The sequence below is a fragment of the Syntrophomonas palmitatica JCM 14374 genome (assembly GCF_001311885.1).
Taxonomy (GTDB): domain Bacteria; phylum Bacillota; class Syntrophomonadia; order Syntrophomonadales; family Syntrophomonadaceae; genus Syntrophomonas_A; species Syntrophomonas_A palmitatica.
The window spans coordinates 83,261-96,636 of record NZ_BBCE01000002.1; the positions used below are offsets into that span (position 1 = coordinate 83,261).

Annotated in this window: 15 protein-coding genes and 2 pseudogenes; all 17 read left to right on the forward strand. The window is 45.4% G+C overall.

Going from position 1 to position 13,376, the window contains the following annotated elements:
- Positions 1–350: 350 nt before the first annotated feature.
- Positions 351–713 carry a CD1247 N-terminal domain-containing protein gene (locus tag JCM14374_RS01695; protein ID WP_054692651.1) on the forward strand — a complete coding sequence of 121 codons (363 nt, stop codon included), beginning with the start codon at positions 351–353 and terminating at the stop codon, positions 711–713.
- 207 nt (positions 714–920) lie between these two features.
- Positions 921–1,886, forward strand: a complete 966-nt coding sequence (gene spoIIIAA, locus JCM14374_RS01700) for a stage III sporulation protein AA (RefSeq protein ID WP_054692655.1) — start codon at positions 921–923, stop codon at positions 1,884–1,886.
- Positions 1,880–2,404: a stage III sporulation protein AB gene (spoIIIAB, locus tag JCM14374_RS01705; RefSeq protein ID WP_054692658.1), complete on the forward strand. Its 525-nt coding sequence runs from the start codon at positions 1,880–1,882 to the stop codon at positions 2,402–2,404. The genes spoIIIAA and spoIIIAB overlap by 7 nt, the downstream gene beginning before the upstream one ends.
- A gap of 16 nt (positions 2,405–2,420) precedes the next feature.
- The gene (spoIIIAC, locus tag JCM14374_RS01710) at positions 2,421–2,615 is read left to right on the forward strand and encodes a stage III sporulation protein AC (RefSeq protein WP_054692661.1); all 195 of its coding nucleotides are present in this window, start codon (positions 2,421–2,423) and stop codon (positions 2,613–2,615) included.
- 34 nt (positions 2,616–2,649) lie between these two features.
- Positions 2,650–3,045 (forward strand): stage III sporulation protein AD, encoded by a 396-nt coding sequence (spoIIIAD, locus tag JCM14374_RS01715; protein WP_054692664.1) that lies wholly within the window; start codon positions 2,650–2,652, stop codon positions 3,043–3,045.
- A 10-nt stretch (positions 3,046–3,055) separates the two neighbouring features.
- Positions 3,056–4,237: a stage III sporulation protein AE gene (gene spoIIIAE / locus JCM14374_RS01720; RefSeq protein ID WP_054692666.1), complete on the forward strand. Its 1,182-nt coding sequence runs from the start codon at positions 3,056–3,058 to the stop codon at positions 4,235–4,237.
- A 13-nt stretch (positions 4,238–4,250) separates the two neighbouring features.
- The gene (locus JCM14374_RS01725; RefSeq protein WP_054692668.1) at positions 4,251–4,835 is read left to right on the forward strand and encodes a stage III sporulation protein AF; all 585 of its coding nucleotides are present in this window, start codon (positions 4,251–4,253) and stop codon (positions 4,833–4,835) included.
- Positions 4,836–4,846: 11 nt separating this feature from the next.
- Positions 4,847–5,410, forward strand: a complete 564-nt coding sequence (locus tag JCM14374_RS01730) for a SpoIIIAG-related protein (protein WP_054692670.1) — start codon at positions 4,847–4,849, stop codon at positions 5,408–5,410.
- A 20-nt stretch (positions 5,411–5,430) separates the two neighbouring features.
- A complete protein-coding gene (locus tag JCM14374_RS01735) occupies positions 5,431–5,955 on the forward strand; it encodes a SpoIIIAH-like family protein (RefSeq protein WP_054692673.1) in 525 nt (174 codons plus the stop codon).
- A gap of 171 nt (positions 5,956–6,126) precedes the next feature.
- Positions 6,127–8,030: pseudogene (accB, locus tag JCM14374_RS01740) on the forward strand (acetyl-CoA carboxylase biotin carboxyl carrier protein).
- Between the two features lie 11 nt (positions 8,031–8,041).
- Complete coding sequence (gene accC / locus JCM14374_RS01745; RefSeq protein WP_054692676.1) at positions 8,042–9,385, forward strand: acetyl-CoA carboxylase biotin carboxylase subunit; 1,344 nt, start codon at positions 8,042–8,044, stop codon at positions 9,383–9,385.
- Positions 9,386–9,512: 127 nt separating this feature from the next.
- Positions 9,513–9,911 carry an Asp23/Gls24 family envelope stress response protein gene (locus tag JCM14374_RS01750; RefSeq protein WP_054692964.1) on the forward strand — a complete coding sequence of 133 codons (399 nt, stop codon included), beginning with the start codon at positions 9,513–9,515 and terminating at the stop codon, positions 9,909–9,911.
- A 210-nt stretch (positions 9,912–10,121) separates the two neighbouring features.
- Positions 10,122–10,661, forward strand: a complete 540-nt coding sequence (gene amaP, locus JCM14374_RS01755; RefSeq protein WP_054692679.1) for an alkaline shock response membrane anchor protein AmaP — start codon at positions 10,122–10,124, stop codon at positions 10,659–10,661.
- Positions 10,662–10,673: 12 nt separating this feature from the next.
- A complete protein-coding gene (locus JCM14374_RS01760) occupies positions 10,674–10,898 on the forward strand; it encodes a DUF2273 domain-containing protein (RefSeq protein ID WP_054692682.1) in 225 nt (74 codons plus the stop codon).
- Positions 10,899–10,914: 16 nt separating this feature from the next.
- Complete coding sequence (gene nusB / locus JCM14374_RS01765; RefSeq protein WP_054692685.1) at positions 10,915–11,310, forward strand: transcription antitermination factor NusB; 396 nt, start codon at positions 10,915–10,917, stop codon at positions 11,308–11,310.
- Positions 11,311–11,313: 3 nt separating this feature from the next.
- Entirely contained in the window at positions 11,314–12,276 is a 963-nt protein-coding gene (locus JCM14374_RS01770) for a Kae1-like domain-containing protein (RefSeq protein WP_054692688.1), read from the forward strand.
- 259 nt (positions 12,277–12,535) lie between these two features.
- Positions 12,536–13,375: pseudogene (locus tag JCM14374_RS15515) on the forward strand (bifunctional 5,10-methylenetetrahydrofolate dehydrogenase/5,10-methenyltetrahydrofolate cyclohydrolase); the annotation flags it as partial.
- Position 13,376: the final 1 nt, after the last annotated feature.

The window sequence follows — 13,376 nt, forward strand, 5'->3', positions numbered from 1 at the left end:
TAATTAGCTTTGAAGTTATAACGTTATTAAATTTTGCAAGCAAAAAACATGCCAGTTAATATAGCCCGCATCAAAGGGTTTTGTATGAATATTCAGTCAACGATGTAGTAAAAATTATACATAACATTTGGTTTTTGAATCACATAAGTATTCAAATTGAGTTTATCGGCTGTATAAAAACTTATACAGTAGTCCAGAAAATACTACACTGCCAAGTTGGTTTTAAAATCAAACACAAATGCAAATAATAAACACAGCGACTTTACACGCAAAAGGAGGGACGATTATGAGGGACATATCAGAGAAAGTGAGTTACCTGCAGGGACTTACTGAAGGAGTAAATCTAACCGATGGCAGCCCGCAGTAAAATTGTCGCTGGTATATTGGATGTGCTGGATGAAATGGCGGACATGATAAGTGCTTTGCGTTGCGATTTTGATGGGATGAAAGAATACGTGGATGATATGGATGATGATCTGTGTGAACTAGAAGAAAGCTTTATGATGCATCAGGATCATAACGTCGTCGAAACAGAATGTCCTAATTGCGGCGAAGAACTGTTCTTCGAATCTGTGCTGCTGGATGACGATGATGTAATTGAAATTACCTGCCCGAGCTGCAATGAAGTCATCTATATCAATGATGGCTCTTTCGATTTCGATTTCGATTTAGACCCGGACGAATTGGAGACTTTAGAGCGGGAAGGCCACTAATGATATAAACTCGGATGTGAATTGGTTAATCAATTGCGAAATGTGTATTTTTTTAAGAACCGGGCTGTTTGGAGATGGCCCGGCTTTTTTTATGGTTGTCCTGAATAAATGGCATATTATACCCGTAAATACAATATCTATTTAAAGCAGACAGCAAGGCCTGGCCTCTGAAATATGCCGGGAGTTCACTTACAGGCGGTGATCATTATGGCCAACCAGGATCAAAATCTGGTGCATCGAGAAATCATACCCTATTTATCACCTTATATTGGGAACTTAATGTCCAAACAAAAGGAGACGTTATTTTCACAACTGGAGGAAATCCGGCTTCGCTGCCACCAGCCATTGCTGCTTAAAATAGGTGAAGAGGATTACAGCATTGATCATAAGGGCTTAATTAGCAAAGACATAAAAAACGGTTATAAGGTAAGTGAAGATGATATTTTCCGTACTATGGCTTCAATAAGTGATAATTCAATATATGCTTTTCAAGAGGATATAAAAAAGGGTTTTCTTACCCTGCCTGGAGGACACCGGGTGGGATTGTCAGGACAGGTATTGGTTCATGACCACCAAGTACAGACTATAAAAAATTTTTCGGGAATCTGCATCCGCATAGCCCGGGAGGTGCATAATGCCTCCCATCCCATTCTGCGTTATATATGCCCTGCCTCTCAACATCGAGCCATAAACACTTTGATTATGTCTCCGCCTCGAGCGGGCAAAACCACGATATTACGTGATTTGGCTCGTATTATATCAAACGGCCATCAGGGTATTCCGCCTCATAATGTCGTGATTGTGGATGAACGCTCGGAACTGGCTGGTTGTTACGAGGGGATTCCTCAACTGGATGTAGGCCTGCGTACCGATGTGCTGGACGGATGCCCCAAAGCATTGGGAATGCAAATGGCCTTGCGGTCTCTGGCTCCCCAAGTGATAATTACCGATGAAATCGGGCGAGAGGAAGACTTCTCAGCAATTCGCGATTGTATTAATGCCGGGGTTACAGTTATAAGCAGTATTCATGCCGGCAGTTTTCAAGAACTGCAGCGAAGACCTGATATGCGGGACCTGCTTGCAACCGGAGTATTCAAAGTTGGAATATTGCTGGGGCGCGATTTTGGGCCGGGAACCATAAAAGAAATTGTCAGGTGGGATGAAGCGTGTTAGTAATCAAAACCGCCGGAGTAATCCTGATTTTAAGCGGCTGTGGGGCCTTTGGCCTGTGGGGAGCCAGGCGCATGGACAAACGTGTAGAGCAATTAAGATGTTTGCGCCATTCGCTGGCCTTCTTGGAGAGGGAAATAACCTGTGCATATACTCCGTTATCGACGGCCTTGAAGCATACTGCTCAATTCAGTGAATTCCCGGTTTCAATATTATACAGTCGGAGTGCTGCCAGGTTAGATAATAAGAACGGTTTAACCGCAGAGGAAGCATGGTTGTCGGGATTGGAAAGCTTAAAGGCAAAATGCGATCTTGATTCAGCCGACATCAAATTATTAGCAAAGGCTGGCAAACAAATCGGTATATCAAGCGCTGCTGAACAAAAAAAGCTATTTACGGTGCTGCAGGAAGAATTACATCTGCACGAAGAAAAGGCTCGGGCAAATCTTGAATCAGGAAAAAAAATACGCGCCTATGGCGGCTTCATACTGGGAGCGGCAGTGGCGATTATTTTGATTTAAATAACGGAGGTGGCCAATGAATATTGATGTGATTTTTAAAATTGCGGGCATCGGCATATTGATTTCAGTATTATCAATAGTCCTTAAACAAGCCAAGAAAGAGGAACAAGCGGAAATGTTAACCCTGGCTGGTGTGGTAGTGGTATTAATAATTGTGGTGCAGCTGATGAATCAGCTTTTTACCGTGGTTCGGTCAGTATTCAATTTGTAATATAAATGTGTTTATCAGATTTTAGCGTGGGGGAATGGGTGTGGGTATAGCACAGGTTGTTGGACTGGCCCTGGTGACTACTATCGTACTGTTAATCCTGCGCCAGGAGAAACCTGTTTTGGCGGTTTTGCTTAGTATTGTTTTCAGTGTGGTTATATTTACGATTATGATGGGCAAGATGGCTGCCATACTTGATGTTATGCAAGAACTTAGCCGCCGCAGCGCAAGTAATTATTTCTTTTTTAATACCATGCTTAAAATTCTGGGTATAGCTTATCTGGGCGAATTTGCGGCTGCCATATGTCAGGATGCAGGAGAACAGGCCGTAGCCAAAAAGGTGGAGTTTGCCGCCAAGATTATTATTACAGTTCTAACCTTGCCAATTATGGTGGCCATACTGGAATCATTAATGGAAATCTTGCCGGGCTAGGGGGTAAGCCATGAAGAAAGGCGGGTTATACATATTTATCATCTTAATGTTGTTAATTCTGCCTTCACCTGTAAAGGCCGCAGAAAACAAACCTGATATCCCCGCGTTTAGTGCGGAGGAGGCTCTGGGAAGTCTGGATTTTACTGTTCTGGAAGAGTATAAGCATCAGGTTGACGGTGAGATAAATTCTTATCTGCAGGGAAAAACCGTAAAACAATGGCTGGTGGATTTTATGCAGGGAGATTGGGAATTCAGCATTAAGGATACCATGCATCAGATTTTAAAATATTTTTTTAAAGAAATTCAGGCCAATTCAGGTTTGTTAGGTAAAATACTTGTTCTCTCCGTTATTTCAGCCCTGTTAATAAACCTGCAAAGCGCCTTTGCTTCAGGAGCGGCCCAGGTATCGTACCTGGCCTGTTTCCTGGCGCTTTGCGCCATTGCAATAGGTTCTTTCAAGGTGGTACTGGGAATCGGGCAGCATACCGTGGACAATATGGTGTCGTTTATGATGGCGATGCTCCCTCAAATGATGGTCTTAACTGCGGGACTGGGTAATATTAACGCTTCGGTCACCTTGTTTCCTTTGCTTGCGACTACGGCCACAGCCCTGGCAGCAGCAGTTAAAAACATTGTTTTCCCTTTAATTATTTTATCGGCCATCCTGCATCTGGCTAACAATGTGTCAAGCAGTTTGAAAGTCGAAAAGATGGCAAAATTCTTTACCCAGATAGCCCATTTATCCCTGGGCTTTTTTCTGACCATATTTGTAGGTGTTTTAACCCTCCGGGCCCTTTATGCTTCGGTTCTGGATAAAGTGGCCCTGCGCACTACCAGATTTATAACCGACAATGCTATTCCCCTGGTGGGTAAAATGTTTTCCGATACTATTGAGGTCGCCGCCGGTTATGTGGTTATGTTGAAACAAGCCCTGGGTATTTTCGGACTATTAACGGTGTTTTTTCTGGTCTTTTTTCCCTTATTGAAAATCGCCGCACTGGCTTTAATATATAAGTTTTCCGCCGCGGTGGTTGAACCCCTGGGGGATTCCCGTACCGCCGCTGTCCTGGAAATAATGAGCACGCATCTTTTCCTCATGTTATCATGTGTCGCCGCAGTGGCTTTGATGTTCTTTATAATGATTGCCATTGTGGCTGCTATGTCCAATAACCTGGGCCTGCTTCGCATGTGAGGGGAGGGTGGCGATGATAACCGTATTGGTTGGGATAGTAAAGAGCGTACTGGTAATAATTATCCTGGCCAGCTTTTTGGAAATACTGCTGCCGGAAGGAAGCCTGAAGCCGTTTGTGCGTTTTACCGTAGGTCTATTTGTACTCATTTCGATACTGAATCCTTTGCTGAGAGTCGCATTTACTCATCATAATTTTGAAGTGGGGTGGTGGGACGAAAAAACTCCGCCTGTGGCGGCGATACAAGAAGAGGGCCAAAAGATTAGCAAATCATTGCTGCAGAATAGCAAAAGCTCAATGCAGGAGAAGATAGAACAACAAATTAGCGCGGTGGCGGTTCTGGTTCCTGGCGTTGAAGAGGTCAGAACCCTGGCTGATATGGACGAACAAGGAAAAGTTACTTCGCTGCACCTTCTGATTAAGCCTGAGCAGAAAAACGAGGGGGAAGGGGCTGGCAAGAGGCTTAAAAATCTCTCCGGAAATAATATGCTCAGCCGGGATGAGCAAAACAACTTGGGAAAAAAGGTATCGCAATTGGTGCGAAATTTTTACGGTTTGGAAAATACGGTCATAGAAGTTGAATTTGAGGGGGGTAAATAAATGCTTGAAGAATGGATCAGGGCAGTGGCGAGAAGGTTCGGGAAGGTTTTACGCCATGGGGAGGGAAAAAACGCAAATATATTTTAATTGCTGTGATTTGCCTGGGGCTTTTGGCTTTACTGTGGCCGGTTGGAAATAGTAAAACACCTGCTCCTGCCGGACAGCAGGCGGATGCCGGGGGCAATAGATTGGACGCCAAGGCGGAAATCAGCGCAAACCTTGAATCTATACTTTCACAAATTCAAGGTGCGGGAAAGGTGGAGGTCAGCGTGTATCTTGCCTCAGATGGGATGAAAACCTACGCCAGCAACAGCCGCGATGAAACCAGAGAAACTATTGAAGGCGCCAGTGGGAATAATACCAAAAAAACCAGCGAGGAAAGCAAACAGCGTGATTTGGCCGTATCTGGAAGCAGCCCGCTTTTAATTGAAAATAAGGCTCCCCAAGTCTTGGGGGTCTTAATAGTGGCTGACGGGGCAGATTCGCCTGAGGTTAGTGAGAGGCTGGTTGAAGCAGCGTCAACCTTGCTGAATATATCGCCTTACCAGGTTAGTGTTATGCCGCGCCAAGGATAGTAATAAGGAGGAGATTTGAGATGGTGTTTAACCTCAAAAAAACCAAAAGACTGGCTGTGCCGGCGGGGTTAGTTATAGCCTTGCTGCTGGCGTCGAATTATTTTTGGCAGGGCCATGTTAAACAAGCTGACAAGGATACCCCTGTTACTATTACCCATCAACAAATACAATTAGAGTCCTCAAAGACAGGTGAAACAGCCAGCAGCTTTTGCGCACGTTACCGTTTAGAAAGAGAACGCGCCCGCAGCCGGGAATTATCCATTTTGAACGGAGTCATAGACAAAAGCGGCAGTGATATGAAGGCCAGACAGGCTGCAGCTATGAGACTGGTAGAGATCAGCCGCGATATCGATAAAGAAGTAAAGGCCGAAAATCTGGTGCGCTGCCGGGGGGTAGATGATTGCGTAGCCATCATCCAACCTGAAATTGCCACGATTGTAATTCCTGGTAAAGAGCAGGCCCAAATTGAAGATATAAAATCGATGCTGAGTCAAGTCCTGGGCTGTGAGGAGGAACAGGTATGTTTCGTATATCATTCCCGTTAGATTTGTATACATAACTGAAAGCGATTGAAATAAATCCGGGTTATCCATATAATTAATAGAGTAACGATGGCTTCATAGTGCTCAGGCTGAGGGTCTGAGCCTATTTATATTCAGGGTTTTTGGCCGCTTGCCATTCAATGAATCAGTTGGCATACGGCTGGGAGGTGTAGAATGAGCAGGATTAAAATTACCGATACCAGCTTGCGGGATGCGCATCAGAGCCTTTGGGCCACGCGCATGACCACAGATGATATGCTGCCGGTTTTGGACAGACTGGATGAGGTGGGTTATTATTCCCTGGAGGTATGGGGCGGAGCTACCTTCGACGTATGTATCCGCTATCTCAATGAAGATCCCTGGGAGCGTTTGCACATCATCCGTGAGCACATTAAGAACACCCGCTTGCAAATGCTGGTGCGGGGCCAGTCCCTGGTAGGCTATAACCATTATCCTGACGATATTGTGCAGAAGTTTATTGTTAAGGCGGCGGAAAACGGCATAGATATTTTCCGAGTCTTCGATGCTTTAAACGATATTCGCAACCTGGAAACCTGTCTTAAGACCATTCAGGAAACCGGCAAACATGCCCAGGCCTGTGTGGTCTATACGATCAGCCCTGTCCATACTATGCAGCATTTTGTTGATACCGCCTTGCGTTTACGCGATCTGGGGGCTGATTCGATTTGCATCAAAGATATGGCAGGCTTGCTTTCTCCGTATGCTTCTTACGAACTGGTCAAATCCCTTAAAGCTAACCTGGATGTGCCTATTCAACTGCATACCCATTATATAGGCGGTCTGGCTATAGCCTCAATAATAAAAGCCGTGGAAGCAGGCGTAGATATCGTAGACACCGCCAGTGTCCCTATGGCGTTCGGCCTTTCCCAGCCGCCGGTGGAAACTATCGTTCGCGCCCTGCAGGATACTGAATGGGACACCGGTATGGAACTGCATCTGCTTTTCGAGATTGCCACCCATTTTGAACAACTGCGCAAACATAAAGGCTTTGAACGCGGCGTCACTCGCATAACTGACATGAAGGTTTTCGAACACCAGGTGCCGGGAGGGATGTTCTCCAATCTGCAATCCCAGTTGGAGCAGCAAAAGGCCTCACACCGCATGGAGGAAGTTTTGGCGGAGATTCCTAAAGTCAGAGCGGATTTGGGTTATCCGCCCCTGGTTACCCCCACCAGCCAGATAATAGGGATTCAGGCAGTGGTTAATGTCTTGATGGGTGAAAGATATAAACTGTGCTCAGGCGAGGTCAAGGATTATGTGCGGGGTTATTACGGCAAACCGGCTGTCCCCATACAAGAGGAGATAAGACATAAAATAATAGGTGATGAACCAGTAATTGAAGTTAGGCCGGCTGATCTTCTGGAGCCCGGTTGGGAAAAGGCCAAACAGGAAGCGGCCCGTTTCAGTGACAAAGAGGAGGACATTCTGACTTATGCTTTGTTCCCGCAGGTAGCCTTGAAGTTTTTCGAATATCGGGCAGATATAAGTGATGAAGACATCCCGCAGATTTCACCAGGGCATGAAGTGAAAGAAGAAATACAAACAGAAGAAGAAAGGAAAATGGTGAAACCGGCGCCGCGCGGGTTATCCATACTCCGGTATATAGAGGAGATGATGAAATGAATCTGGATGATATCAGGGAGCTGATAATGCTTCTTGACCAGACCAGTATTGCCGAACTGGAGGTCCAGCAGGACAACTACCGTTTAAGCCTGCGTAAAGCAGGAACAAATGTTAAAGAGATACCAGCTCCGGCTGCAGTGGTTATGACTCAGAAACAGGAAACCAGTGAAACCAGTGCTGCTGCAGGCCATGACCTGGCCGAAGTAGTTGCTCCCATGGTGGGGACCTTCTATAGTGCTCCCTCACCCGATTCGCCAGCTTATGTCAAAATCGGTGATCACGTAGATTCCGGGCAGACCCTGTGTATCCTGGAAGCCATGAAACTCATGAATGAGATCAAATCCGAGTGCTCAGGAACCATCGCTGATATCCTGGTGAAAAATGCCGAAGCGGTAGAATATGGCCAGGTTCTGTTCCTGATCGAAAGAGATTAGGGGGGAAGACATTGTTTTCCAGGGTTTTGATTGCCAACCGGGGCGAAATAGCAGTCCGGGTTATCAGAGCCTGCCGGGAACTGGGAATAAAAACTGTTGCCGTTTATTCGCTGGCCGATCAGGAAAGCCTGCATGTTAAAATGGCGGATGAAGCGGTTTGTATTGGCAAAGCCCCGGCCCGGGAGAGTTATCTGAATATATCAAATATAATAATGGCGGCACAACATAAAGGGGTGGATGCAATCCATCCCGGTTATGGTTTTCTGGCTGAAAACGCATACTTCGCTGAACTATGTCAGGTAAATGGGCTGAAATTTATTGGTCCCGATGCGGAGACAATTCAGTTAATGGGTGATAAATCCAAAGCCCGTGATCTGGTTAAGTCGGTAGGAGTACCCCTGGTTCCCGGAAGTGACGGCCCGGTAACTACCTATGAAGAAGCTCGGGCTACAGCTTCTGCAATAGGTTATCCAGTAATGATTAAAGCTGCTGCGGGCGGTGGCGGCAAAGGGATGCGGCTGGCCCATAATGACGATTCCCTGCGCGAGGCCCTGGACATGGCGCGTATGGAAGCCGGGGCAGCATTTAACAATGATACGGTTTACCTGGAAAAATATATTGAAGAACCCCGTCACATAGAATTTCAGATTCTGGGTGATGAGCAGGGGAATCTGATTCATCTCTGCGAAAGGGATTGTTCATTACAAAGGCGCAATCAGAAACTGCTAGAGGAATCGCCATCGTCATTACTCGATGAAGAACTGCGCGCGCGTATGGGGAAAATGGCGGTAATAGCCGCCCAGGCGGCCGGCTATTACAGTGCAGGAACAATTGAATTTCTTGTAGATAAACATAAGAACTTTTATTTTATAGAAATGAATACGCGGGTACAGGTTGAACATCCGGTCAGCGAAATGGTGACCGGAGTGGATATTGTCAAGGAGCAGATCCGCATTGCCGCCGGCGAAAAACTGCGCTACCGTCAGGAGGATATAAAAATACAGGGTTGGGCTATGGAATGCCGTATTAATGCAGAAGATCCCGCTAATGATTTCCGTCCCGCGCCGGGAACGGTAGGGCAATATATTGTACCAGGTGGTCCTGGTGTCAGGGTGGAATCCTGTGTTTATTCCGGGTATACCATACCGCCTTTTTACGATTCCATGGTGGCCAAACTGATTGTCTGGGGTCAGGATCGGCCAGAAGCCATAAGCCGGATGAAAAGGGCGTTAAATGAATTCTATATTGAGAATATAACCACTACTATTCCGTTTCACTTGCAGGTATTGGATAATGCGTTTTTCCAGCGCGGTGAGGTTTATACCAACTTTATTCAACGGCGCATGAGTTTTTAAAAACAGCGCATAATTTTTTAACGATAATTTCCTGCATGTGGTAAAAATTACAAGGAAAGATTTGATAATTGTATTAGTCGTGGTAAAATAATAGAAATTTGATTAATGGAGGTGTATTATTGTGGATATGCCAAAACCGGAGATCAGCAATGAATTTGGTACTATTAGAATTGCCGATGAGGTTGTAGCCACAGTTGCAGGTTTAGCTGCGGTTGAGGTGGAAGGTGTAGCGTCGATGAGCGGTGGTTGGGGCACTGATCTCGTTGAAAAGCTGGGTAAAAAGAATTTCGGCAAAGGCATCAAGGTAGAAGTTGTAAATGAAGAAACCACCATTGATATCTATATAACAGTTGAATTTGGTTATGCTATACCAGAGGTGGCCTCCAATGTGCAAAAAGAAGTTAAAATGGCTGTTGAAACCATGACCGGACTGACAGTTGCCAATGTTAACGTACACATTGTGGGCGTATCAATGAAAAAGAATAATGCGGGTACCGAGGTATCTGCAGATGTGGACCAGGACTAAATCACATTCATGTATTGATAAACGATAACCCCTTGCTTAACCAAGGGGTTTCTGTTTATTTTTCTACTACCCCATGAGAGGGCAACATAAATATCCTTGTCTATTTTTTTTTCGCAGAACATAAACACTTTATCAAAAATGTTGCTAAGTACCCATAGATGCGGGAGATCTGGTGATCTGTGGCTATTTTCATATTGAGAAGGTGAAAAAGTGAACATTCTTCAACGTTGTCTGTTTTTTGTTTATAATCTGTTGATGGTAATAGTATCTGCAGCCGCAGCGGCTGCAGCTTTGGGCCGTCCCGAACCTGTCAGTTACATAAACCTGGCCCTGTCGACTCCTCAAAACCGCCTGGCAGTGGGGTTGGTCGCTACAATATTTCTAGTTTTGGCTTTGATAGTTTTATTGACCAATTTCAAAATGGAAGCGAAAACAAATTCTATTGTGGTGGACAGCACTCTGGCAGGGGATATATCGATTACTATTCCTGCTATAAAAGCAATTATTGTAAAAGCGCTGCGTAAAATCGAAGGGGTTAAGGAAACCACTTCGGTTATTAACAACAGCCCGGAAGGATTGATAGTCTATCTGCACATGATGATCAATCCGGATTACAGCGTACCGGAAATGTCAAAGAGTATTCAGACTGTGGTCAAGCAGTACCTTGAAAACACAGGCGGTTTGAAAGTGGCGGAAGTAAAAATACTGGTGGACGATATGAACGTTTCCAGTAAAAAAGCCGGAACATAAGGGGGCATTGCTATGTGGGAGAAAATCCTGCTTTTTGTTTTGCAGGAACACCGGGGCAAAACTATAGGTATATTACTGGGACTCCTGGCCAGTATATTATTTATAACCTATGGCTTTTGGCGTACAATTTTTGTAATTATCTCTATCCTGGCGGGGTATTTTATTGGTAAGGAGATTGACCAGAAAAAAAGCCTGGACCAGTGGATGAAAGAAATATTCAGAGAACGACAACATTAACTGAGGGAGAATACTTTTGAGTAGAAGAAAGGCAAGAGAACTAGCTTTTAAGGTTTTGTTTCAAGTAGATCAGGTAGATGCTGATCCCAAGCAGGCCTTTGATTACCTTTTGCATGAGTCGGAACTTATGGAAAAAGACCATAGTTTCTCCTGGGAGTTAACCGAAGGAACCCTGGAGCACCAGGCGGATATTGACCGCAGGATTTCTTCCTATGCAAGGGATTGGGCTATAAACCGTATGCCTTCAGTAGACCGTAATATTATGCGGGTGGCTGCCTTTGAAATTCTGTATATGGAAAATTCCCAACCAGTGGTAGCTATCGATGAAGCGGTGGAGATGGCCAAAAAATACGGCGATGAAAATTCTCCGGCTTTTATAAACGCTATCCTTGATCGCCTGCTGGGGGAATAAATTATGGCTTATTACCTCGGCCTGGACACCAGTGCCTATACGAGTTCGCTGGCGGTGGTGGACGAGAATTATCAAGTATTAATTGACAAACGTATTAACCTGGTTGTAAAACCGGGAAATAGAGGATTGCGCCAGTCTGAGGCTCTGTTCCTGCATTTAAAAAATCTGCCGCTTTTGTTTGCCGAACTTCCTGATGGTTTACATAAAACAGTGAAAGCTGTGGCTGTAAGCGCCTTCCCACGTAATGTACCCGGAAGTTATATGCCGGTATTTACTGCCGGATTAACACAGGCCCGGGTATTATCTCTTTATTCCGGTTTGCCGCTTTATGAGGTCGCTCATCAAGATGGGCATATTATGGCCGGGCTTCATGACGCCAGGGAACTTATGGATGCTCCCGGGTTTTTAGCGGTTCATTTTTCCGGTGGAACATCTGAAGTTTTAAATGTGAAAACAACCACAAGGGGCTGTTTTAGTATAGAATTATTAATGGCAGGCACTGACCTTCATGCCGGTCAGCTGGTTGACAGAGTGGGGGTAGCCATGGGCCTGGCTTTTCCTGCCGGTAAGGATATGGAGAAATTAGCCCTTCGCTCTTCAGGCAAAAACATACCTGCTATTCCTTCTGCGGTCAACCCGCGGGGTTTCTCCTTTTCGGGTCCGGAAAACCGAGCTTTGCAGCTGCTGAACAGCGGCCTGGCCCACCAGGATCTGGCTTTTGCGGTCTTACGGGTCCTGGCTAATACACTGGAAAAGGTACTGCTTAACAGTGCTGAAAAGACAGGACAAAAGGAAGTTCTTCTGGTAGGCGGAGTCATGGCCAATACACTGATTCGCGAAAGATTAATTAAACGACTGCAAGGGATGAAACTCTATTTTGCCGCACCATCTTTAAGCACTGACAATGCGGTAGGCGTGGCCATGCTGGCCTGCGCCTGCACAGGGGGGGTAATTCACCACAGATGAACACAGATGAAAATTAGTCAATAAAGCAGAATTATTTAAACCGGGCAGTATTGGGTATTGATTTGGTTGCATGCTTTGGGCTGGTAATAAAATATGCCAACACAATAGAAATTATTGGTCTTAATCTGTGACACATCTGTGTGTATCTATGGTTAATCGTTTCTTAGTAAGTCTGTGTAAACATAGAAGTCTGGGAAATTGGTGTCTATCATAATTATGGAGGTATTGTGGTGGGAGAGGCTAAAGTTTATACGGAAAAAAGATAGCAGAGAAGCTTTTAGCCGAGGTGGCGGCTGAAGTAAAGGAGCTGAAAAAACAAAATATATCGCCCCTGCTCATGACCCTGGAGGTAGGGGAAGACCCTGCATCCCAGGTTTATTTAAGCTCACAGCGGCGTGTGGCTGAAATGGCAGGTATAAGCTATGAAACCATTCAGCTTTCTGAAGGCACTTCGCAAAAAAGGTTATTAAACACGGTTGATAATATAAATCGCGATCCCTATATAAACGGTTTGATTATGCATGTGCCCCTGCCGCCTCATCTTGACACCAAGGTCGTGCAGTGGAGCATCAGCACACAAAAGGACGTGGAAGGGGTTACCCCGCAAAACCTGGGACGTTTATTCCTGGGCGTTCCGGGATTGATGCCCTGCACCGCACAGGCTATAGTGGCGCTCATCAAATCAACCGGAGTGGATCTTAACGGCAGGGAAGTTACAGTAGTGGGTCATAGTGATATTGTAGGCAAACCGTGCGCTATTATGCTTTTAAAAGAAGAAGCCACGGTAAGCATATGTCATTATGCTACAGATAAAAGAGGTTTGCTGGAAGAACATGTTAAGAGGGCGGAGATTTTAATAGTTGCCGCTGGAAAACCAGGCTTGATTAAAGGGGAATGGGTACGTGAAGGAGCAATAGTAATCGACGCGGGTATCAACTCTTTGGGAGATCGTATCGTGGGAGATGTGGATTTTGACAGCGCCAAGCAACGGGCATCCTTTATTACTCCCGTACCCGGAGGGGTTGGCGCGGTGACTGTAGCCTATCTCATGAAAAACACTGTAGAGGCATTGCGCTGGCAGATTAGTGAAAAAGGTTAGA